Below are 22,091 nucleotides of genomic sequence, written 5' to 3'. Positions count from 1 at the left end.
GGGTTACACATGGTGTATTTTTGCCCTTGTATCCCCGCAAGGGGGATTTCGGGAAAAGCGGACTTTCATCTGCCCCATTGCAATGGGGCGGATTCCCGTCCTCTTTTCCTAAAACGATCATCCTGGAACTCCTGGACTGCTAGCCTTCTTTTCCATTCATGCACCTCCGAGTTTTCCTGCGGTTTTAATCTGGCGACATCATTCCTTTCTCCTAAAACAATAAAATGGATACTGAGAATTTTAATCACATGATTGATTAGCGCCCAATAACCAACAACTCTGCGTCACTCAATTGATTAATAACCTCATGGGCCATCTCATCTGTAGATAAAAGTCCGTCCAGTAAAATATCGCAATCAGACGATACTGCCTCATATTGCAAGGTCTAAAGGTAAATCCATACACGCAACAAAGTCTGCAATTTCTTCCATTCCTTCTCTCAATCTTCCAAAAGGTTCTTCTAATAATATTACGTTAGCAGGTTTCAGTTTTCGATTCCAAGGGTCGATTACCTCATCTCCTGCTCTTAACATTTGCAAATCAGTGTAAAACAATGGGCTCTTAATTTGTTTGACATCGATAGCCTTGCCCTCAACAAGATCCTTTATATATGTTAGGGGGATACGTTCAGTTAACGTGCTTTTCCCTGCTCCTGATGCTGACCCGCATATCAGAATTATTTTGCTATCCTACAGATTGATCATCTCCTGAGCTTCATCATTTGGTATTTGTTGATCTCCAACCGTGTCATTCGAGTTTTTTGTATAGCAATCAGTTGATCTTTTTTGTTTCTTCAATCCATTTGATAACGACTTCTTTCAACTTCTCCTCTTTCAGAGTTACATCTTCTTTTGATGTAAATTTAACAACTGCTCGATCGCCAGTTATCCATTCCAGCATTTTAGTGTGATCCTCGAACAGCGGTCCCTTATCTGCTTGCTCTGTTGACTTAGAACCACAATGAAAAATTAGACGAAAGCCATTCTTGCCATGCAAATTGAAAGTTATTCGATCTTTATTATCGTAACAGAAACTTGGTGCATTCCATTTAATATGTTCTGTTAAATGTTCATCTGCGTGTAATACAATCCTTCGAACTTCGATAATTTCAGACTTAAACGGGTGTTCTAGTCGATCGAGATAAAGTCTTACTTGCTCGTGCCCGAATATTTCGTTAGGCTTCCTTTTATCATTGTCCATAAACTCACTCCTAGCTCTATATTTTTAGTGACCACGAATATCAAATCCTGCAGAATATCCACCATCATAAATTGTAATGTAGTATAAGTCTGCATAGCTGTCAGTATTCTCTAACGTATTGAATGTAAGTTCGCGGTGCTCCTCTGTAAAAGTAGTACTTGGAGGCAGTGAATGGTTAAAAAATTGTTTTTCAAACTTAGTCAATGAAATGTTGTTTAATATTGGACTAGTGAAAAATAGTTCAATAATAGCAAATGCAAATAAAGTTGGTATTACTAGTATTATAACCCATCTATTCAATTTGATTCAGGCTTAAGTTGTCGACCTATGCTCCGCTTCCACTATCGTTTCCGCCCTAAGTCCCTTGATCCCGTAAGACTCGGCTATTTTCACAAAACCCGGGCTGCCAGATAGATCGGATCGATGTTACTAAGATTTCTAATACGATTCTTCAATCGATGACCCAGAGTCAACGGCAACAATTAACTGTGCTAGCACAAGACACGGTTCGCTTGCTCATCAAGAAAACCATATATTTAAGGTATAAGGAGCACTTGTAAACTATAATTCATTCTCTTACTTTTTCTATCTTCACAGCTTCGGTTTGCGCAGGGTATGAATCCGCAACATATTTACTAAACCATACTCTAACTTGATCACCAACATTAAAATTTTTAAAGGAATTCGGTCCTTTAACAGTTATCCAATATGCGCCTTTGTACTTACCTGAATTTATGATATCAATTACATTTCCATCTATCTCTTCCATTGTGATGCCGCTTATAACAAGCAACCTATTCCCATCTTCATCGACTACTCTTCCTATTAGATTCGGCTCTCCCCTAGTACTTTCCAATAGAATAAATAAAATCGTGAGACCCAGTATAATGAATGAAATCACAATAGCTTTTTTCATTGCTTCTCCTTTCTCTTATAACTTCCTGCCAATATATAAAAGGTGAGGCGATGTCCCAAGCACATATGGATTTTCGGATTCCTTAAATATTATTTCCATGATTTTATTAAACTCGTCTTCTCCTCTTTGCCTCCAATACTCCCATTGTTCCTTGTTCATTGCTCCAGCAATACTCCCCGATCCAACAAGTTTTTCTTGTTTGAATCCATGTGACTCCATGAATGGGGTGATATCTTGAATATTATAGTAATAGGCTCCTGTAAATCTCCCCTCATCATGATGATCAAATTCCCCTGTTTTTATGAAGTTTTCTAATCCTTGAACGGTGTGGTTAGGCTTCCAATAGTCCGGGAACATAATTGATGTAGTCAAAAATCTTGTTTTGGACATGAATGCTACAAAAACTATACCTCCAGGTTTTGTTACCCTATAAAGTTCTGAAACTGCTTTTGCCCTAGCCTCTACTGTTTGAAGATGATATAGGGGGCCCAACATAAGAGCAGCATCAAATTGTCCTTCTGAAAACTGGCTTAGATCTCTGGCATCGGCTGTGAAGAATCCAGCAAACTGATGCAATAAATCGTTTTCGAGTGCTTTCTCCTTCGCGATCTCTACTAGTTTTGGAGTTAGATCAGTTAATGTGACTTGAAAGCCTCTTTTAGCCAATTCAATTGCATACTTACCAGGTCCCGCTCCATTATCTAAAATATGCCCATTATCGGGGAGATTCTCAATTATATGATGGAAATTCACTTTAAACTCCAATGGTTCACGGTCCAGACGCCCCCATTCGTCAAAGGTGCTGTAATACGAAATTATTTTCTCCATAGAAATGACCTCTCTCCAATAGTTCCTTACTTTACGCAATTTTAGAATTACTCCCTAAAGTTTATTCGTGAGATATCACCTTATTTTCTTGCATTCATATCGGAGCATATAAAGTATAGTTATGTTATTCCCATTCCAGATATCCCTTCCTCATCTTTGCAATGTAATAGATTTGTCCTATGTGACTAGGCAAATGTCTAAATTGATGTAGAAGCATTTCTAGTACGGTGGATTGATTGTTTAGGCCGGCACTATTAAACGTCGGAAAGTTTAAATAAGGTTGATCCAGCAACTTTTCCGGGTTTACTTTTATGCTTTCAAGAACTTGTATGACGCTATCGTATGATTTTTTCAATTGTTCCAAAGCTTGCTCTTTTGTCATCAGTAGACCATGTTCAAACTCTTTACTCCTATCTTCAATATGTGGAGCATCAAAGTATGCGGTCTCAAACCATTGATATAATGCCCCAGAGATGTGTGCTACCAAATTTGCTATGCTGTTACTCTCAGGTGTAGGTGACCACACGATATCCTCATCAGATAATTGTTCAATGGCAATGCGAGACCATTTCTGGTCTGCTTTGTATTTGCGCAAGAGATGGTCAATCACTATTGTAGGAGTATCTAGATTCATTCCATCACGCCTCCCATTTTTTCTTAAATTTTACCAGACAAACGTTTGCTTTTAAAGCTTATACCCAAACGCTATAACGCACGCATGACCCAACGTATGTTAATTCAGGGCACTGGTGCTTCCCTGTTCAGTACATCAGCGGAAAGTCTTTCTAGAATAAATGCAACTCCATCATTATCATTAGTTTCTGTAATTTCTTTTGCCTTTAAATAATCCGACATCATATCATTAGAATCATCACCAAAGCCCATGACTTTATCAAGCGAAATATTCATTGCTTTGCACAGAACTGTCACTGAATTAATTTTTCATTGTCAGTAATTAAAATATTTAATTTCTGCTTGAATTTCTCTTGGAATGAAGGTGAACCTCCCCCACTTACTTGCAATCACATGTTGAAGTGGGGGCTTCTTACCATCAACATCTTGCAGACACCTGATATGAAGCGGTTTGACAGCATTCAAGCCCTAGGTTAGGGGTGTCCTTCACGATACAAGCCGTGATCATAGCCAAGTTCGATTTCCTTGATTTGTCCCTCAGGCAAATGCGTGGTATACACGACAATAGGATTCTCCCTCTTCCCGTCATGAATGCCCATCGACAGCTCCATTTTGCCGTTGCTCGATATTTTGAAGCCGTCTTTGACCCATTTCGTATTGTAATGATTTTTGGTTTTGTAAGGATACCTGGCCGTTCTAATTCCCTTTCGAACCGATTAATGTGCGGAATCCCGAGCAAATAGATATTTATGGCAGACCGCTTGAATCCATACCACACATACGTTCGCATTTGGATGGAGTTTCCGAGATTACTTTAGTAGAGTTCAGGAGAGTCCCGTCTAGAACTAATACTATTAGGGGATACTTCATTGAATGCCTCCTCTCGACTATTGCTACAGGATATTTCGCATGATGTTCTTGATTACTGTGAGCTGAAGTTCGGCACATCTTTAACTATCCCTCAGGAGATCCATAACGTATTGTCTTACCAATCCAATCACTAGCATCCCTCCAGCTTACTTTTTTTGAACTTATCCAATTTACTGATGCAAATTTATTTTGACCTTCTGGTTCCCAGTTTCTATCATCTGCCCAATAGTAATTCCCATCTTGATAAATGAAAGTTGCTTCATATATGATTGAGTCGTGATTCTCGGGACTTGGAGATATGTATATTTGAGTCACTTCTTCAAATAATAATTCAATTGCTGTTGGATCTTTATATTGCCTATGTATCAATATTCTTACTCTGTTGTCTCGAACTACAGATAGCGACATCGATAAATCGGGATTAACATTATGATCTGTCCACATATGCATTTCCTTTATACATGAATCATGAAACCAACCAAATAGCTTCATTAGTTCATTCAAATCTTTTTGACTTTTTAATTCTTGCCATTTTATGTTTGGCATTGAGTAGACCTCTTTTTAGGTTTATGTACTGCCGAATTTCAGCTAATGTCCCATAATCACGACAAGCGTCCGATATAAATAGCAACTACCTCCTCGAAGAATCGATTTCTAAGTAACTTCTTTAATTACTTGTAGAGTCCTGGGGCTTCCAATAATTCTTTTTCGTTTGTATAAATCTTTAATATGCCATGATTCTTCATCACTTGGATCTGAAACAAAAGTTTTTAATATAATTCCTTCTTCCAACTCGATTTGTAGATCATTTGTAATCGGTTCAATAGTTATTTTCTTTATTGATTTCATATGTATTTGTTTAAAAAATCCTGAAATAATTTTATGTTCTGCTTCGTCTTCAGTTTGAGCTGCTCTTGAACCCGTGATTACTTCGACATTATTTCTTAAATGCCATGTCGGTTCCATCCAAATACTGTATCCTTGCCCAATAACTCCAGGTTCACAATCAATATATATAATCAAGGAATTTCCAGCTAATCGAACAAATTGAACTGTTCGATTCAGTAATGAGTTTATTATTTCTTGAATGTTCTCTGACAGCATCGATTCACCTTCCAAATGAGTTTTACATTACTTCCGGCTAACGTTTCCGTGTTCGAAGTCTCCCCCCTTAAGAGAACGTTGTGAGCGGCCACGATGATCCGATTTATAATGTGGAGCAATTACATAATCTAATATACTTAATCCTTCCCAAATTGTTGGATGGTGTTCCCCGTAAGGTTTTTGATTCGGTTCATCAACCATATGAATCCCTTTTAAAGTTGGTCCTAAGATACATACACCTGCACTGTAACCACCATAAACGATATCTTTTTGGGTTCTGTGAAATCTTTTAATAATCTCATCAAACCCACTTAATTTCATAGCTTGGGCCAGAACAAACGTATTTCCTCCTCTAACCCATATCACATCAAAATGTTCGAGCATCGCTTCGAGATTATTTGGTTTATTGAAATATAACTTCAAGTCCAGTATTTCAACTTTAAATCCAAGTCTTTCAAGGTCGTGAATGTTAAGCTTATCGCTCTTCTCTCTTCTTTCAAGATCAGTTGCAAAATCCATGGCACTGTTAATAAAAGCAACTTTCTTATTTCCACTTTCTGTCATTTCTATTAGTTTATTTTCATGGTTGCCAATCCTAAGTGATGATAAATAAAATTTCAACACAATCCCTGCCTTTCGTCACGTAAATTTCAGATAATATTTTTACACAAATCTTAACTGCCATAAAGAACCGTAGGAAGTAGCCACTACACAGTTAGACAGTGCAAGGTTGTCCAGCTGGGGCCTCCTGCAACTGAAACAGCTTTTACGCCCCCTCTGCTTCACGCTTTGGCCGGACCAGGGGACGAGTTCGTCGAACTGATACCACAGCCTTCTCTGAAATACTTCGTTAAATAATTCTCCAATTCATCTTTATTTGTTTCTATATTGGGATTGATTTCGTTTGATTTGTGTTCAATCAACTTCCCTTTAACATATGTACAATGATGTTCATAGCAATTGGGATCGTTTAAGATTATTTCAATTGATATTGGAATACTGGCTGCTATGCCCTTATTGTTCGGATCTATTATCCATTCAATTGGTTTCCAATCTAATAATCATATACAAATTGGTCATCTAATTCTGCAATATAAAGAAACATTCCCCCATATTGATTTCCATCAACACTCCAAGTAATCAAACCTTTAAAATGCAATTTATATTCCTTAATCCTTGTTTCTTCGAAGATTTCTCTTATTACTGCCCATCCAAGGTTTGAAATTTCGATTAAGCAATAAGAAGTCATTACCTCGTCTGATGAAACAAATATTGTAGTTAATCATTTTGATTCTAATCTCCCATATTATTTTTTTGGATGCAAGCTCTTTATGGCGAACCAGAGCGAATGCCCGATATGTGAATATGGTGTTAGCCGATAGCATACATCTGCCCTCTTCAAATTACAGGTTACATTCACATTCATCTCGTACGGTTTTGAGTCGGTTTTTCTAGTGAATATAATTCATCTTCAATTTGATTTATTCTCTCGTTTATCAGTATTCGCGCATCATCGATGGCCTTGTTATATAGGTATGGTCCTAATTCTTTTACAAAAAAATCTATCAATTGTTCGGCTCCTAAATCACCTATTGATTCTGATCGTTCTTCTTCGAAATAGGCTTGTACACTCTTTATGATTTCCATCTTATCTTCTTTAGGTAATCTAATGGGTATTATCATCGTTACGTTAGCTCCTTTCGAATAAGTATGACTTGAGAATTAATCCTGGTAATTCTTTTTTCCTCTGTATTTTCTCAATACCAATATTACTGCATTTCCTACTGTTATAAAAAATGTAAGTATGGACAGCGTCATTATTCCACTTATACTTGGATGAGCCTTATCAGTCATCAAATAATAAATCGACAGAAAACATGATATTAAAAAAACAGTCCCGAACAAAATAGTCAGCAACATTCTGGGAGTATTACATCTAAACAAGTTTATCAACATCCTTTAGCCGTATTAATAGTGCTCGTTGCGAAAAGTCCCCAATTGTCTCCGCTTGTTTGGTGAAGGTATAAGTCAATTCAAATATCTGTTTCCTTTAAGACGACATCTTTTGACGGTTCTTTCTCTGTGATTCCTGGTTTTAGAAATTGTTTTGATTTTTCACAAGCAGTCATTGCCAATTGTTGTGCGTCTATGTTCCCCATTCCTTTTTAATTAATTCACTTAACATTTCACATATTCACGACGTCCGACGAAGTCAGATGTCTCAGTTCCTGTATAAATATTAAAGTAAACTTTATCTGAGACATTAAAATTTTTCTTTTCTGTGCGTTTACTTCCAAATTCGTTCAATAGTATACTCATTTTTTTCTATTCTTAATAGATAGATGTCTGGGTTTGTTAGGGATTTCCATTCCTCAAACCCTACATCGTTATCAAAATATTTCAAAATTAAAGACAACAATGCTCCATGAGTTACTAAAATCACATTGTGATTTGGCCCCTTAATGATTTCATTGATTACTTCAAGACCCCTACTCATGGCCTGGCGCGATGATTCTCCACCTTCGTGAGCTACATCTAAGTCATCATAGGATTCCTTAAGGAAATCCATCCAGTTCTCTAAATCAATCGAACTTAAGTTTCTTTCCTCAAGTCTATTGTCAATTGAATAATCCAAATTGATTTCCTTACATAGTGGTTTAATAGATTCAATTGCTCTTAAGAACGGGCTTGTTATGATCTGATCTATTTGGTATCTCTTTAAGAATTCAGCTAGTAGATAAGATTGCCTTGTACCTTCTTCAGTAAGTTGTGCTGAAGGGTCCTGACCTTCGGCCTGACAATGTCTGATAAAAAAGATGTTTTTCACAGTTTCATCCCCTTGCTTGCTCATGGCAATCGCACCATAACGCTCTTCTACTCATGCATCAAATATTCTTCTCGTCATTAAATTCTATACAAAAGGGTTGCATCTCAGGGTTTAAACAGTATTCGATTCTTTGTCTAAAATCTTTCCATTCAACTTTTTCTAATGCTTCTATTATTGGAAAAAACCCTGATTCTAAACTTTCTGTTGATACTATTAATTCTCCACCTACAGGTTTTGCTAAAAATAGTGTGTTGCAAATGGAATTTCTTACATTCTGAAATAATCCACAGAATTTAATAATTTCAATATCAATTCCTGATTCTTCTTTGGTTTCCCTTATAGCTGCTTGACTTAAGGACTCACCTTCTTCAACCTGACCACCAGGCATCTCCCAGCCTCTTCTTGGTCCTTTAATAAGTAACAACTCGTTTTTTTCATTTAAAACAATAGCGGCTGCCGAAACTATATGCTTAGGTGGCTTCATTAGAATCTCTCCTACTTTTAATAGTAAGATTTTAGAATCGTGCGTAACTTTGAGTTTTGCAATCAATTTCACTTTAATATAGTCTTTTTTGGTAGCTTTCTTGAAGACCTTTACTGATAGTTTCTGTTGTATATTCAGATGAATTCACATGATCCTTCAGGATTTATGGAATAGAAGGTAGCGCATCAATATCTGCCCACGACTCCCTTTCCCATAATCTTGACCTCTTAAATGCTTTAGCACAATGTATGTAGCATTCTTCTATTGCTACTCCAATTCCTAATAGTGGCCTTTTATCTTTTGCTTTCATGAGATCAAGAATGTCATAATCCTTTATTATGTAAGCACTTCCATTAATCCTAAGCGTTTCTTCAAGTCCAGGAATAATAAATACGATGCCTACTCTTGGGTTCGATAAAATATTCCTCAATGAATCAATCCTTCGATTTCCTGGTCTTTCTGGAATTACTAGATGCTTTTCATCTAAAACAATTACCGATCCTGGTGCATCACCTCGCGGTGAAACATCACAGAAACCCTTATCATCCGAAGTAGATAAGAATAATAGTGGCGACATCGAGATGAAATTTCGACAATGATTGTCTAACTCATATACCGTTTTCTTCTTTACAAGTTCACTTGGAAAGCCCAAGATATATCTAATTTCTTCTTCTGAAGACAAAATCTCTTTAAAAGGATTCTTCATATGGATTACCTCTGATTTTACTATTTGCTTTATACAAGCCATCGCGCCGGTTCCTACTTCAACCAGGACCAAGCAACGATAGCAGCACAGCTTGAATGCGCTACATTTGTTGTTTTAAAATACTCGACTTTTTATATCTCCTTGAAATCCAATTGCATCTACTGCTCTAACTCTTTGCACCTCACTTAATTCAGTTAATTCTGACCATTTATGTTCTGAGTGTTCAGAGCTAAGTATAATTTCTTGGTTTTCAGGTATCGTACATCGAAAAATACCTACTTGAGCATTGAGATTGTTGTGATAGTAAAAACCTGTCAACACAATATTATTAATTTCCACACCTAATTCTTCATTACATTCGCGAATCAAAGCCTCATGAATTGTTTCTCCAGGATCTACAGCACCACCTGGTAAACTCCACCCTTTATTTCCGTATGTTCTTTTTAGCATTAATACTTGACCATGAGGATTTGTTATAATCGCATGTACGCCAAATCGATAAGTATCATTAAATGCCATACAATTCACTCCACTTCAGTTAGGTTAAAACTCAATTCGACACTATTGTTTTGGTGTTAATTTAAGGTTTTGCCCCATTATTATATACAACGTTCTAATGCTTCCCCGCTACTGAATCGTCCTCTTCGAAACCATTTCTTATTGCTTCGGCCAGACCAAGGAGCGGAGGTGGCGCTGCGTAAATTAGGTGTTATAATAAGTTCTTCTGCATTCAAATGTTTATGGTCCTGTCCCAACACTTGACACATCCCAAAAAATCCAATGTTTCTTTAAATAAAATACTCCTAATTCATCCATGGTTTGAAAATCCTCATATCCTTTCACATCATATAAATATCCATATTCTTCATCGAAATAATTCATATTTTTAATTTCTAACTTCAGGCTATTTATAGGTTGAAGATGCATAAAAACATACCTTCTTATCGTTAATTCGGCAGAAAAAAATGATAGAATAAATAAAGAAACCAGAGTAATTAATACTATTTTCAAAGTGTTTTTCTTAGTAAATTTCATAACCTTCTCCTTCATTTCTTTATCAATCTATAGAGCGGTTTTTTCATCAACCATGAAGATTTTGATGCCACCGCCTTGATAAAAAAACTACTTAATTTCCATGATATGAATACCCATTTGTGTATGTGGTAGAAATTTAATTCTATACTTATTTCCTATTTCTAGATTTGAATCAAATAAAAAAGAAATTGTTATTCCATTCATGTCAACATATTCTCTTTAATCCTTTGATTTATAATTTAACTCTTCTACATAGCCTTCAGCGATTAAATACTTACCAGTTATTAGCCAGTAATTATCTTCCCAGTAGTCTATAGAAGCAAAGGACAGAAATAGTACAATTGCTAAACAAAATAATCTGCCGAGTATTATAGTTATTGATTGTGTTCTATTAGAAACCGGCTTTCTCCATTTCAAGTTTTCAATTCTAAAGATTGATACGATGAAAAATACTATCGTACAAACATAAAGCGCGGTAGTTAGTGGAACTGATAAGTAATGCATCACATTCAAGATGCAGCATCATCCTTTCTTGTATAACATTTCATCAATTTCTCCTTTCCTGTTTCTAATCACGAGCCTGAAAACTTAAGGAATCGAAGTCGTCAAGTGGCTTCGCAACATAATCTCGCAGAGTGTCCGAATCCACTTCTCTGAATCGCCTCGAACGGACAGAAGATCGGTGCAGACCTGACGCGAGAATATGGTGTTAACTGATCACAACGACTTCTTCGATCTATCAACAAACTCTTACATTTTTTCTTAACATGTTGTTTCCCAATTGTCAATAATTCCCTAGATACATTCGGGAAATTGAACTAAAATTGTTTTGCTAAGCATTCAAAAGTAGTATTCCTAAAATAAAAAAGAAAATGCTTTAACCCTACTTTAACCTAAGGGAATCGAAGTGTCTTCCGAATCTTCTTCCTTGATATGCGTGGGGCACCGATCGCCTTTCTCGATACTCTCAAAAAAACATTTCTCCATTACATTCTAACTTGAACCGCTCTTGATAAAGCCTTTCAAATTCAATTTTTTTATCAAAGATTTCTTTGGATAAATCATGATTCAAAACCCTTCTTGAGAAGTTCCATTCTCCTTCTTCGCGATATCGCGGCAACGGGTCCTGGTCCAGGAAACTCGCTTTCGATGTGTACGCTTCTTCCGGCAGCGTGACAGTGATTCCTTGTTCAGCCGCTTTGTACCGGATCATCGCAATCAGCATCCGATGCGGCATGTGGCAAAACACCTGATTGTTACGCCGTCCAATCGCTGATGCTTGCTTCCAGCCATCGTTATGTCCAATGACGATCACGCCGATCCCTTGCTCCACAGCCAGCTTGACGATCCCATGGCTCCCTTGTGGAAGATGTCTTTGATCCGGCGATGACGTTTCAGGTGCAGACGTTCCAATCGCTAGGATGTAAATGCCCCTTCATTCGGCATCTTGCCTTGACGAAGGATGCCTGTATAATGCGCTTTCATCTTGTTGTAATACGGATTGATCGCCTTCGCAATCTTGCCCTTCACGAGCAGGGGTTTCACACCTGTTGTCGTGACGATGGTTGCCAGATTTTCAACGCCAAGATCAATCGCAAGTCTATTCCTTTGCGAAGCGGCCTGCTGTTCTACCCGGTAGGCGAAGATTAACTCCACCACATATTGTCTGTGGCTCGGCACCACACGTACCTGCATCAGCTTTGCTCCCCAGCTTGCCGATATTCAGTTGCAGCTTTGTCTTTGGCAACCTGAGAAATTTCCGATCCTTCACTACGCAATCCTGATTGGAGAACACCACTTCTTTCACCTTGCCTCGCGCATAGCCGGGAATGCGCAGTTTACCAAGATACTTCTCCGGATGCTGGCGGTAATCCCGGATGCTCGCGAAGAAGGAACGCCAATTCTGAAACACCACCTTCATCCCCCCTTGACTGCTAGCGATAATCCGACTGCTTCATCACTCTGAACAAAGTGTCCAGAAACGGGTACGAAACAAAGGTTTGTTCGGATGACGGCTGTTCAAACGGACGTGCGCGTTTGTTTGCGCTCAGCCGTTCATTCATGGCATCCAAATGGGAGGCAATGGTATCCGCTACCTGCTGCAAAGGCTGCAACGACCCGCTTTGTCCCTTAGCCGTGAAGATAGATTTATCGGATATAAAAGTTGGTCGTGTTGTATAGGTTTTTAGCATTCTGACAGGTTTGATCCAGATACGCAAACAGCCGATGACCTGGTTTAATCCACACTTGATGTGTGCGAAACATAAGCTTTGCATCTGACATACAATCACCTCCAATCTCACAACCAACCGAGAACCAGTGTTCTCTATTTTTGTTATTCAGCTAATGAACAATGAAGCGAATACCTGTTCCAGTCCATTCAGGAAGTCGCCGATTCACCTCACCACTTGCAGATGTGGGAGTCCTCTCGGCTGGCACTGATAGAATTTTCCCTGTTTTTGTACCCTCTTCTACATCCTTATACATAAACGGATTTAAGATAATTCTATTCTTAATTGTCCGTTGAGGAAATCTTGATCAATTTTCTGGTAGTATAATAGAATATTATCAAATATTTTGTAGATCTGTTGATCCTAAAAAGGCGGGATTAGAAATGCGTAAAATAAAACGCCGTCATACTGTTATTGTTCTCCTCACAATCGCAAAATCAACCACTCTTTTCTGCAGCAACATAGACCTGTACAAAAAAAACAACATAGGACAACAAGAATTGAAAGGAAAAAACTTATTGAAATATAAATTCACATTTGATAACCATATGTAATAAAACATATCAAAAACTATTGACGACAGAACTGTAAAGAGGTACCATATCCTTTGATATACCCAGTACAGGTGTTTATATCCATAAAGTTTGCTGCTGTTATCGTTATCTTCAACCAGATTAAATTATAACTCAGTAAGCGCACTCAATATCTTAATCATAAAGTATAAGGCGGTGAAAAAATGATAGGGATTGAACGTAAAAGACTCTCTATCTTTCTTGTTATTATCCTCATTAGCACACAATTCATGCTTGTTCCGAATACTACGCGCGCAGCTAGCTTAACCACTATATCCGCTTCTGCTGGGTTAGAGCACAGCCTGTTCCTGCATAGAGACGGCACAGTATGGGCTTGGGGCAGCAACGAATATGGGCAGTTAGGAAAACCCGCGGGAACCAGCATGCTAACAATACCCCAGCAAGTAGAACAGCTAACTGATATTACGGCTATATCCGCTTCTGCCGGAGGCTATCATAATTTAGCTTTAAAGAACGATGGAACGGTATGGACTTGGGGGAAAAATAGCGTTGGACAATTGGGAGACGGAACACAAACCGATCGTTATTCCCCTGTACAGGTTCAAGGATTGAATAATGTAGTGGCAATAGCAGCTGGCGCCGACTATTCTCTTGCACTTCGACAAGATGGGACTGTCTGGGCCTGGGGCCTCAATTACTTTGGACAATTGGGAGACGGGACACAAACGCAACGCTTGTCGCCTGTACAGGTGCAAGGACTCAGCGATGTGACAGCTATTACCTCAGGTGGTCAACATAATTTAGCTTTAAAATCGGATGACACCGTCTGGGCTTGGGGAGCAAACGGATGGGGGCAATTAGGGGACGGGACGAAAACCGATCGTCACATCCCTGTACAAATTCATGGACTAAGCCAAGTGAAGAGTATTGAAGCGGGGTACACTCATAATCTGGCTATTGATATAGATGGGAATCTATTCGGCTGGGGAAGTAACGCTTTCGGGCAACTGGGCAATGAAGAAACAACCAAAGACATAACCACACCCAGTCAGATTAGCGGGATAGACAATGTAAAATCCATAAGCGCCGGAGGTGCCTATAGTTTTGCCATTGAGGAGGATCATTCCGTTTGGGCCTGGGGACTCAATGACAAAGGGCAATTGGGTATTGGCATTATTGGAGGCACTGTACAATACCCCCAGAGAATCAATTTTCCGATATCACTAATCCAGGCAGGTCACATGCACAGTCTCGCATGGGCGGATACTTTTTCAACTTTGGCAGCTTGGGGATATAATTACGATGGGCAATTGGGCGACAATTCTCAAACTAATAAAGGCACGCCAACCCTCGTTCTTCTCCCTGCTTCCGAGCTTCCCGTTACAGTATCTGAAGGGAGCGCAGGCGGAACAACGGCTATAACAGCGACGGTCTACCCGTCCCATTATCTCGTAATCAAATTATCCAATAGTTACATCGGAACTCCGAATATGGGCGACTACCGTCCCACCGGAACCAATATAATCGATAGATATATTTCGGGACAAGACATTAGCGGTGCTGACACTGCAAACAGGTACCTGGGCATATACGAAGTAAATGCAACTAATGATCAAATTGAAGGATTTAACTTAGTCTATGTCTTTGACGAAAATATTACTCCTTATTCCGTCACTTATAGCGGCAATGGCAATAGTGGCGGAAATGCTCCTGTTGACCAACATGAATATAAACGAGGGAATGCAGTAACCGTTCTTGGAAACACTAGCAATTTAACAAAGACTGGATATACGTTTATGGGATGGAATACAACCACAGACAGAACTGGAACACATTATGATATTGGCGATACTTTCACAATTGCCGGAGAAGATGTGACGTTATATGCAGATTGGGGCGCTTCGGTTACATTCGATACAGATGGAGGTTCTGTCATCCCTAGCCAGACAGTTAGCTATAATGACAAAGTAACCGTACCGGCTAATCCTACTAAATCTGGACACACTTTCGCTGGTTGGTATGAAGATGCGGCGTTTAATACACCGTTCGACTTTGATACTCCCATTACGGCTCCTTTGACGCTTTATGCCAAGTGGGATGCAGACAGCTTTGCTGTTGCCTTCGATACCAATGGTGGATCGGCCGTTTCCGGTCAATCGGTCAGTTACAACGGCAAAATAGTAATACCGGCTAATCCTACTAAATCTGGGTACACCTTTGCTGGATGGTATCAAGATGCAGCATTTAATACACCGTTCGACTTTGATACTCCCATTACGGATCCTTTGACGCTTTATGCCAAGTGGGATGTAGTTAAGTATAAAGTTATTTTTAATACTAATGGTGGATCTACTCTCCCTAATCAAATGATTAGCTACAACAACAAAGTAACAGTACCAGTCAATCCTACTAAAACGGGAAACACCTTCGCTGGATGGTATCAAGATGCGGCATTTAATACACCGTTCGACTTTGATACTCCCATTATGGCTCCTTTGACGCTTTATGCCAAGTGGGATGCAGACAGCTTTGCTGTTGCCTTCGATACCAATGGAGGATCAGCCGTTCCCGGTCAATCGATCAGTTACAACGGCAAAGTAACCGTACCGGCTAATCCTACTAAAACGGGAAACACCTTCGCTGGTTGGTATCAGGATGCGGCGTTTAATACACCGTTCGACTTTGATACTCCCATTACGGCTCCTTTGACGCTTTATGCCAAGTGGGATCTAAAAATACCTGATCCGCCTATCCATTTGACCGCGATTCCAGGCGATGCGCAAGTGACTTTGAACTGGGATCGAATTCCATCTACTGATCAGTACAATGTCTACATGAGCAACGTAACAGGCTCTTATGGAGCAGTTCCGACTACGGTAACCGGAGCTACCTACACAGCATCCGGCTTAGCCAATGGCACTTCCTACTATTTCGCGGTTACGGCAAGCAATGCTGCTGGCGAAAGCTCTAATTCAATAGAAGTGAGCGCTGTGCCTAAATCAACGGAAGTGCCTATTCTGGCTGCCGTCAACATAGCAAGCAATAATCCGAACGAACGCTGGGCAAAAGCAGGAGATACCATCGCTCTAACGTTTACTTCCAGTATGATTCTTAACGGCATGCCGGTTGTAACGATTGCGAATCAAACAGCCTACGTCACAAGCACAGGCGGAAACAACTATTTGGCCGAATACACTTTAACAGGAACCGAAACAGAAGGAACTGTTCCTTTCACGATTGATTTTACAAGTGTATCCGGAATTGAAGGCATTCAAGTGTCGGCGACTACAGACAACAGCAGCGTCAGCTTTGATAATACCGAACCGACAGGCACCCTTAGCATTGATGGAGGAGCTGATGTGACAAACTCAACTTCCGTTGTATTGGATATCAGCAGTAACGACGGCATAGGTTCCGGGCATGTCCAAATGCGTTTCTCCAATAACGGAACCGACTGGAGCGATTGGGAAGCTACGGCAGCTTTCATCTCATGGACACTAACTTCTGATATCGGCGTAAAAACGGTGTATATGGAATTAATAGATGCTGCAGGAAATAGGACCACACAAGCCATAACAGACACCATTCTGCTGCAAAAATCTACAGGAACATCATATGACTTTAGCTCAAATCATGAAACCATAACCGTCGATATCGTTGACTATGAAGGGGAATTTCTTACTGCCATTACGATGAGCCGTATGACGGATTACAAAGGCAAAGCGAAAGATAATCTGTACCTCACGTCGAATGAAGCACAGCGTTTGGTTGATGCGCTCGCGGGAAGAACCCAGGCTGTCATGATCATTCCAGACAAAAAAGACAAGGTCTCGGAAGTTAACGTTCAAATAACCAGTATGGCGCTTAGCATCTTGCAGAAAGCGCAAGTTGAATTGAGTATGGCTCTAAACTACGGACAAATCCATATCCCAATGGAATCCTTACAAAACCTTGAGACGGCTACCACTTTTCAAATCATGCCGCTCAGGAATAAAAATGAGCATAAAAAAATTCTGCTTCGAGCTGCAGACGATCAAGCAGCAATAAATGAGCATAGCCAGCGCCAGATCAGCTTAATCGGCAGACCCATGATCATTCATACAAACATAAATCAGCCAGTGCACATCACTTTGCCTCTAGGAGAGCATAGTCTGCAAGAAAATCAACTGCAGGATTTGGTGATCTTCGTTGAACATAGCGATGGAGAGACCGAGCTGGTTCAAGGAGAGCTTGTACCGTATAGTCAAAATCAGATAGGGATTCGTTTTACCGAAGATAAATTCAGTACATTTTCTATCCTGCACATAGATGGGTGGCAATCACTAGAGACGAGGGATCATAAAGCTTATATAACCGGCTATCCCGACGGCACTTTCAGACCGGATCAAGAAATTACTCGCTCCGAAATGGCAGCGTTGTTAAACCGAGTGCTCGAGGCAGACACCATAAATGATGCCAAACCATTCACAGATGTTGCGGAAACGCACTGGGCTTACGAAATCATTACCCAAGCGACCGAAATGAACGTGATGCAAGGTTATCCCGACGGACGCTTTAAGCCAGATCAGTCGATAAGCCGCGCAGAAATGGCCAGTATCATTGTCAAATTAATCGATGGTGGTTCCAGTAGTAATACAGGCTTCCTGGACACTAGTGGTCATTGGGCGGAGAACGCAATCAAACAAGCAAGAGCGGCGGACATTGTGAATGGCTATGCCGATGGCACATTCCGTCCTGATGAGCCGTTAACTCGAGCCGAAGCGGTTACGATAATCAACAAGCTGTTAGACAGAGGTCCGCTATCCGGAACCGAACCGAAGTGGAATGACGTGCCCCGGCATCACTGGGCATATCAACAGATTCAAGAGGCATCAATAGATCATACCTTTGAGAAAAAGCAAGGCGAGAATCACGACGAACAGTATCTCTCTCAGCCCTAATCCATTGCAATAACAAAAAAGCTGTCCCACATTGGAACAGCTTTTTTGTATGTTATTAGATTTATACTTCCACTATAAGCTGCTGGCTGTTTGCATATGTTTCAGATCCCTTACCCGTTCCTTCTAGCCGACTAATTTGCCACAAGTCGACAAGTGCCAATAAAAGCGAGGTTGCAGCGTGAATATGGTGTAAGATGATGGTATTGCCTTCGAATTCTCAATACAGTGCACGTCATGCCGGTAAGCTGCAAATCAAACGTCGATCGTTTGTTTGATTGTCTCCAAACTCACTCTTGCCTCATCGTACTGCACCTCAACAGACCCATTCGTCAAATCGACTTTATTCAGTCGCACCGATTTCCCGCAGAGCGCCTTCTATGGAATTGACACTATGGTTGCAGGATATGCCTACTACTTTCAATTCTTAGGTAGCGCCCATCATTCTATCCATTTGAAAGCACCCTCCTTTGTTTACGACTGTTTCTCCATATTTTCACCATGTATGAATAGGAATGGCATGTCAGGCGAAACCTACAAAACGAATTTAAAACAAGGAGGAAAAAGAATGTCTGTTGTTCAAGCCCAGAATGTGAATCAAACCTGTATTGATGCCTGTAATCGTTATATGCAAGCATTTGAAGAATGCTTGACCGCTTGTTTAAAAGAGTCTGATGTTCAAGCAAGGGTTCATTGCATCCAACTACTGCATGATTGTGCTGACATTTGTGCTTTTGCTTCGCAGTACATGGCGAGGACTTTCTTAATTTTTCCGGGATAATCTACGAGTAGCAAGATAAGGTTTAGTTTCCGGCAATATTATCACTCTATAGCATGCTAAAAAGGCGCGAAGAATTCCGCGCCTCCTCATTTAACACCCGCAACCGCAGCCGCGATTTTCATCTCCTGCTCGTTTCTCTTCCTTATTTTCCTTTTGCTGCTTAACGACACTACCGTTTTTCACTTTGTTTTCATCTCGTTTTTCCATTCAGCTCACCTCCCTCTTCGTTAGTACCCGTCAGCCGCAGGATGAAAATAATCGACAAGTTCTGGAGAGAACGTTATGTAGTCCTTGATGTTGTTATAAATCAGCGCCGCCAGATGAATACTAAACAAGTGGTCTTACAAACGTAATCATTTGCAGGAGGTGAAACGATTTGATCCATTTGAATTTCCGAACTGCTAGCCGACAAATGAAAGCATTGCTGCTTGGTGTACTCGTGGCCCATCTTGGATATTACATGATCCTTCCGATTCTGCCCATCTACTTAAAACAGGTCAAAACATTGGGGATCACCGAAATTGGGTTGATTCTCGCCATCAGTTCCTTTTCATTCCAGGTGGCAAGCGTAATTGGAGGTTTTCTTGCAGATCGAATCGGACGCAGAACGATGATTTCTCTCGGTGCCGTCATTCGCGCCGGTGCCTTTTTGGGCTTTGCATTTTCCCAATCTCTATGGACATTGATAATTATGGCCCTCTTGAACGGTTTGGGCGGCGGCTTCAACGCTCCGACGACAAAAGCCGCCATTGCAGCTTTGGCATCTGATGAACATAAAACAACTGCCTTTTCGCTTCGCGGTATCGCCGCAAACGTTTGTTATTCTTGGAATCATCAGTTGGCTTTATGTCCCCAAAAATTGTGGAGAAAACCCTTGTCCCCTCATTCCTCCAGAGTCATACTTGCAAATATTTAAAAATAAAGCGTTCGTCGCATTTTCCTTGATTAGTGTGCTGAATTGGGCAATCTATACACAATTTGCCTTGGCGGTCCCCCTTCGGCAGCCATCACTTTATCTAATCCAAGCATGGTAAGCTTAATTTGGACCATCAACAGCTTTATTGTTATTTTATTGCAGGCACCTATTTCCACCTGGGTGTTGAAAAAGATTAATCCGATGTATGCTCTTTCGTTGGGAACGCTGTTTATCGGCGGGGGTTTATGTTCTCTATACTGGGCAACGAATTTTGTATCTTTTTCGGTCAGCGGAATCATTTTCATCATTGGCGAGATGCTCATGATGCCGACTATGGATAGCACGGTTTCTCGTTTAGCTACAGCTAACATGATCGGAGTATTTTTTGGACTGGCTAATTTTATCTCTGGACTGGGTGAAGGTGCCGGAAATTATGCTGGAGGCCAATTGTTGAGCTTTGGTACTGCCTCTTTGATTCCATGGGCCGTATATGCCGTTTCCGCTATATTGATCAGTTTGATGCTCGTGGTTTTGCGGTTCTGGGATCCAATCAGATTTGCCCTCGGAGATCAAAGACTTACCGATTCTATAGAAGGAAGGGCAAATAACGTTTCTTGGCCTTTGAAGCGTGGGCAGCGCGCAAAATGAAATTCTAGGGAAAAAGAAGGGAGATTTTTTCCGATTTCCATTCACTCGATGGTTCATAACGATTCAATTCACGAAGGGCATCTTTCTATTCACGATGAATTCATGCAAGCGTCATGGCATCTTTCCAGCCCTAACCCTCAGCTTACACAATCGAAGTTACCCTTTGATCAATCTTGATATCAAGGTTGGCAAAACCTACATAACTGATTGCTTCCGAGAAGTGACGGAACTTGTCCATCATGTCTTTGTTATATCGCGCAATCAGTGAGGTATAGTTGCCAATAGCCGTAACCGTATGCTTTTGGAGCACGACCTGTATGCTCCCGGCGAGCTACTGGATACACTCCATCCGATCACATTTCTTTCACTTTATAAACGTCGGCTTCGGACAATTGGCCAGGAAAGTTGCTTTCGATAACGTATGGATTGTCCGGCTGAATCATCTTCCCTGCTACTGCTGAACCTACTTCTTTCTTCGAAACCTATTCTTCTGCTTCGGCCGAACCAAGGAAGGATAGCGACGTAGCGTGAAAAGTATTATAAGATGCCAGCGCCTTCTTAATAGACCACAGATTAATTATCTCCGTTCATTCAAGAATTTCTTCTCTCATTTAACTGTTTATATAATGTATTTAAGCTTTCTTTCACAGTTTGATGGGCAGTATCTATGACAATGTGATCTTCATCCCAAACATCATACTTTCGATTTCTGACCTTCTCCCAAGTAGGAAGAACAAAGCCTGGTATATCAGCTGCACGCGTTTCAATTCGACGTCTATGTTCATTCTCGTCGGAGCAAATCACTTCAATTTCCACATAAGGTGTTTCAAGAGTATCTGCCACGTTGCGCCAAGCTTGGCGCGTGGTTTGTATGGGATTGACTGTATCTGCAATCACATCTAAACCTAGTTTGAGATTTTGTGATGCAATTGCGTAACACACAATATAACCTTCAGGCCCATCGATGATTTTCCCAGTATCCCGCATAGCTTGTTCCACAACATCGACCCGTAGATAAGTGGCTTTTAGTTCTCTTGCTAAAGCTGATGATAATGTGGTTTTACCGGTACCCGGTAAACCACCAAATATATATAGCATTAAATTCAACACTCCTTGAAAAAAGCAATTTTCTAAAGAAATTTAATTTCTTCGTATTTGAACTGATTTCTTACAACTTTTTTGTATTCACGAGCCCGCACTGCCTTAGACGACAGAAAAGGGAGTGCGATGCGGTTCCTTCGATTTAAAGTTTTTAGAGGTTTCACATAAGGTAATGCTTTCGTTCTTTCCACATAACCTTGTCACATTCACGAACCCCCACCGACTTAGCTCTTTTCTAAGTCGGTAGGGGTTGTCCGCTCTCGGCAGACTGAGAGCGGTGAATCGGGGGTATCTGAAGTTTGGTACTTCTTATAACTCTCAATCTTTAGTTGATTTTAAAA

The 22,091-nt window shown here is 40.3% G+C and carries 22 protein-coding genes; 4 read left to right on the top strand and 18 right to left on the bottom strand.

All coding sequences use genetic code 11. From position 1 onward, the window contains the following. Nucleotides 1–771: 771 nt before the first annotated feature. The 17 genes from M6D81_RS30410 to M6D81_RS30330 form a co-directional block, all read right to left on the bottom strand. Nucleotides 772–1,200, bottom strand: coding sequence for a DUF1801 domain-containing protein (locus M6D81_RS30410; RefSeq protein ID WP_262681300.1), 429 nt, complete (start codon nucleotides 1,198–1,200; stop codon nucleotides 772–774). A 568-nt stretch (nucleotides 1,201–1,768) separates the two neighbouring features. After that, complete coding sequence (locus tag M6D81_RS30405) at nucleotides 1,769–2,116, bottom strand: YobA family protein (RefSeq protein WP_262681299.1); 348 nt, start codon at nucleotides 2,114–2,116, stop codon at nucleotides 1,769–1,771. A gap of 15 nt (nucleotides 2,117–2,131) precedes the next feature. Then, nucleotides 2,132–2,944 (bottom strand): class I SAM-dependent methyltransferase, encoded by an 813-nt coding sequence (locus M6D81_RS30400; protein ID WP_262681298.1) that lies wholly within the window; start codon nucleotides 2,942–2,944, stop codon nucleotides 2,132–2,134. 124 nt (nucleotides 2,945–3,068) lie between these two features. Next, the gene (locus tag M6D81_RS30395) at nucleotides 3,069–3,578 is read right to left on the bottom strand and encodes a DUF1572 domain-containing protein (protein WP_262681297.1); all 510 of its coding nucleotides are present in this window, start codon (nucleotides 3,576–3,578) and stop codon (nucleotides 3,069–3,071) included. A 104-nt stretch (nucleotides 3,579–3,682) separates the two neighbouring features. Continuing rightward, nucleotides 3,683–3,874 carry an HAD family hydrolase gene (locus M6D81_RS30390; protein WP_262681296.1) on the bottom strand — a complete coding sequence of 64 codons (192 nt, stop codon included), beginning with the start codon at nucleotides 3,872–3,874 and terminating at the stop codon, nucleotides 3,683–3,685. 176 nt (nucleotides 3,875–4,050) lie between these two features. After that, nucleotides 4,051–4,188 (bottom strand): hypothetical protein, encoded by a 138-nt coding sequence (locus tag M6D81_RS30385; protein WP_262681295.1) that lies wholly within the window; start codon nucleotides 4,186–4,188, stop codon nucleotides 4,051–4,053. 343 nt (nucleotides 4,189–4,531) lie between these two features. Next, complete coding sequence (locus M6D81_RS30380) at nucleotides 4,532–4,993, bottom strand: hypothetical protein (RefSeq protein ID WP_262681294.1); 462 nt, start codon at nucleotides 4,991–4,993, stop codon at nucleotides 4,532–4,534. A 108-nt stretch (nucleotides 4,994–5,101) separates the two neighbouring features. After that, nucleotides 5,102–5,551, bottom strand: coding sequence for a hypothetical protein (locus M6D81_RS30375; RefSeq protein WP_262681293.1), 450 nt, complete (start codon nucleotides 5,549–5,551; stop codon nucleotides 5,102–5,104). Nucleotides 5,552–5,578: 27 nt separating this feature from the next. Then, nucleotides 5,579–6,172: a peptidase E gene (locus tag M6D81_RS30370; protein ID WP_262681292.1), complete on the bottom strand. Its 594-nt coding sequence runs from the start codon at nucleotides 6,170–6,172 to the stop codon at nucleotides 5,579–5,581. Between the two features lie 801 nt (nucleotides 6,173–6,973). Further along, nucleotides 6,974–7,234 carry a DUF2164 domain-containing protein gene (locus tag M6D81_RS30365; protein ID WP_262681290.1) on the bottom strand — a complete coding sequence of 87 codons (261 nt, stop codon included), beginning with the start codon at nucleotides 7,232–7,234 and terminating at the stop codon, nucleotides 6,974–6,976. Nucleotides 7,235–7,838: 604 nt separating this feature from the next. Beyond that, complete coding sequence (locus M6D81_RS30360; protein WP_262681288.1) at nucleotides 7,839–8,402, bottom strand: histidine phosphatase family protein; 564 nt, start codon at nucleotides 8,400–8,402, stop codon at nucleotides 7,839–7,841. A gap of 34 nt (nucleotides 8,403–8,436) precedes the next feature. Beyond that, the gene (locus M6D81_RS30355; protein ID WP_262681287.1) at nucleotides 8,437–8,862 is read right to left on the bottom strand and encodes an NUDIX hydrolase; all 426 of its coding nucleotides are present in this window, start codon (nucleotides 8,860–8,862) and stop codon (nucleotides 8,437–8,439) included. A gap of 163 nt (nucleotides 8,863–9,025) precedes the next feature. Continuing rightward, complete coding sequence (locus tag M6D81_RS30350; RefSeq protein WP_317259182.1) at nucleotides 9,026–9,568, bottom strand: MSMEG_1061 family FMN-dependent PPOX-type flavoprotein; 543 nt, start codon at nucleotides 9,566–9,568, stop codon at nucleotides 9,026–9,028. A gap of 114 nt (nucleotides 9,569–9,682) precedes the next feature. Continuing rightward, on the bottom strand, nucleotides 9,683–10,087 hold the full coding sequence (locus M6D81_RS30345; protein WP_262681285.1) for an NUDIX hydrolase: 405 nt from the start codon (nucleotides 10,085–10,087) through the stop codon (nucleotides 9,683–9,685). 219 nt (nucleotides 10,088–10,306) lie between these two features. Beyond that, a complete protein-coding gene (locus M6D81_RS30340; protein ID WP_262681283.1) occupies nucleotides 10,307–10,603 on the bottom strand; it encodes a hypothetical protein in 297 nt (98 codons plus the stop codon). Between the two features lie 967 nt (nucleotides 10,604–11,570). Continuing rightward, entirely contained in the window at nucleotides 11,571–11,936 is a 366-nt protein-coding gene (locus M6D81_RS30335; protein WP_262681282.1) for an IS200/IS605 family accessory protein TnpB-related protein, read from the bottom strand. 83 nt (nucleotides 11,937–12,019) lie between these two features. Beyond that, entirely contained in the window at nucleotides 12,020–12,298 is a 279-nt protein-coding gene (locus M6D81_RS30330; protein ID WP_262681280.1) for a transposase, read from the bottom strand. Nucleotides 12,299–13,570: 1,272 nt separating this feature from the next. On the opposite strand from M6D81_RS30330, the gene M6D81_RS30325 reads away from it, so the two are divergent. From M6D81_RS30325 to M6D81_RS30305, 4 genes are all read left to right on the top strand, one after another. Next, nucleotides 13,571–18,307 (top strand): RCC1 domain-containing protein, encoded by a 4,737-nt coding sequence (locus tag M6D81_RS30325; RefSeq protein ID WP_262681278.1) that lies wholly within the window; start codon nucleotides 13,571–13,573, stop codon nucleotides 18,305–18,307. 565 nt (nucleotides 18,308–18,872) lie between these two features. Then, complete coding sequence (locus tag M6D81_RS30315; protein WP_262681277.1) at nucleotides 18,873–19,085, top strand: four-helix bundle copper-binding protein; 213 nt, start codon at nucleotides 18,873–18,875, stop codon at nucleotides 19,083–19,085. Between the two features lie 376 nt (nucleotides 19,086–19,461). Next, nucleotides 19,462–20,001 (top strand): MFS transporter, encoded by a 540-nt coding sequence (locus M6D81_RS30310; RefSeq protein ID WP_262681275.1) that lies wholly within the window; start codon nucleotides 19,462–19,464, stop codon nucleotides 19,999–20,001. A gap of 42 nt (nucleotides 20,002–20,043) precedes the next feature. After that, entirely contained in the window at nucleotides 20,044–20,649 is a 606-nt protein-coding gene (locus M6D81_RS30305; protein WP_262681274.1) for an MFS transporter, read from the top strand. Between the two features lie 591 nt (nucleotides 20,650–21,240). On the opposite strand, the gene M6D81_RS30300 is transcribed toward M6D81_RS30305, so the two are convergent. Then, entirely contained in the window at nucleotides 21,241–21,747 is a 507-nt protein-coding gene (locus M6D81_RS30300; RefSeq protein ID WP_262681272.1) for a P-loop nucleotide/nucleoside kinase family protein, read from the bottom strand. Nucleotides 21,748–22,091: the final 344 nt, after the last annotated feature.

Origin of the sequence: Paenibacillus sp. J5C2022 (assembly GCF_025567625.1) — a bacterium.
Lineage (GTDB): Bacteria > Bacillota > Bacilli > Paenibacillales > Paenibacillaceae > Pristimantibacillus.
Note: the sequence above shows the minus strand (reverse complement) of the source record. Positions and strands in the feature narration are given on the sequence as shown.

Bases quoted from the DNA above. Each gene is read 5' to 3' on its own strand.
- M6D81_RS30410 (WP_262681300.1), bottom strand. From the start codon at position 1,200: ATGGACAATGATAAAAGGAAGCCTAACGAAATATTCGGGCACGAGCAA.
- M6D81_RS30405 (WP_262681299.1), bottom strand. From the start codon at position 2,116: ATGAAAAAAGCTATTGTGATTTCATTCATTATACTGGGTCTCACGATT.
- M6D81_RS30400 (WP_262681298.1), bottom strand. From the start codon at position 2,944: ATGGAGAAAATAATTTCGTATTACAGCACCTTTGACGAATGGGGGCGT.
- M6D81_RS30395 (WP_262681297.1), bottom strand. From the start codon at position 3,578: ATGAATCTAGATACTCCTACAATAGTGATTGACCATCTCTTGCGCAAA.
- M6D81_RS30385 (WP_262681295.1), bottom strand. From the start codon at position 4,188: ATGGAGCTGTCGATGGGCATTCATGACGGGAAGAGGGAGAATCCTATT.
- M6D81_RS30380 (WP_262681294.1), bottom strand. From the start codon at position 4,993: ATGCCAAACATAAAATGGCAAGAATTAAAAAGTCAAAAAGATTTGAAT.
- M6D81_RS30375 (WP_262681293.1), bottom strand. From the start codon at position 5,551: ATGCTGTCAGAGAACATTCAAGAAATAATAAACTCATTACTGAATCGA.
- M6D81_RS30365 (WP_262681290.1), bottom strand. From the start codon at position 7,234: ATGATAATACCCATTAGATTACCTAAAGAAGATAAGATGGAAATCATA.
- M6D81_RS30360 (WP_262681288.1), bottom strand. From the start codon at position 8,402: ATGAGCAAGCAAGGGGATGAAACTGTGAAAAACATCTTTTTTATCAGA.
- M6D81_RS30355 (WP_262681287.1), bottom strand. From the start codon at position 8,862: ATGAAGCCACCTAAGCATATAGTTTCGGCAGCCGCTATTGTTTTAAAT.
- M6D81_RS30350 (WP_317259182.1), bottom strand. From the start codon at position 9,568: ATGAAGAATCCTTTTAAAGAGATTTTGTCTTCAGAAGAAGAAATTAGA.
- M6D81_RS30345 (WP_262681285.1), bottom strand. From the start codon at position 10,087: ATGGCATTTAATGATACTTATCGATTTGGCGTACATGCGATTATAACA.
- M6D81_RS30340 (WP_262681283.1), bottom strand. From the start codon at position 10,603: ATGAAATTTACTAAGAAAAACACTTTGAAAATAGTATTAATTACTCTG.
- M6D81_RS30330 (WP_262681280.1), bottom strand. From the start codon at position 12,298: ATGCAGGTACGTGTGGTGCCGAGCCACAGACAATATGTGGTGGAGTTA.
- M6D81_RS30325 (WP_262681278.1), top strand. From the start codon at position 13,571: ATGATAGGGATTGAACGTAAAAGACTCTCTATCTTTCTTGTTATTATC.
- M6D81_RS30315 (WP_262681277.1), top strand. From the start codon at position 18,873: ATGTCTGTTGTTCAAGCCCAGAATGTGAATCAAACCTGTATTGATGCC.
- M6D81_RS30300 (WP_262681272.1), bottom strand. From the start codon at position 21,747: ATGCTATATATATTTGGTGGTTTACCGGGTACCGGTAAAACCACATTA.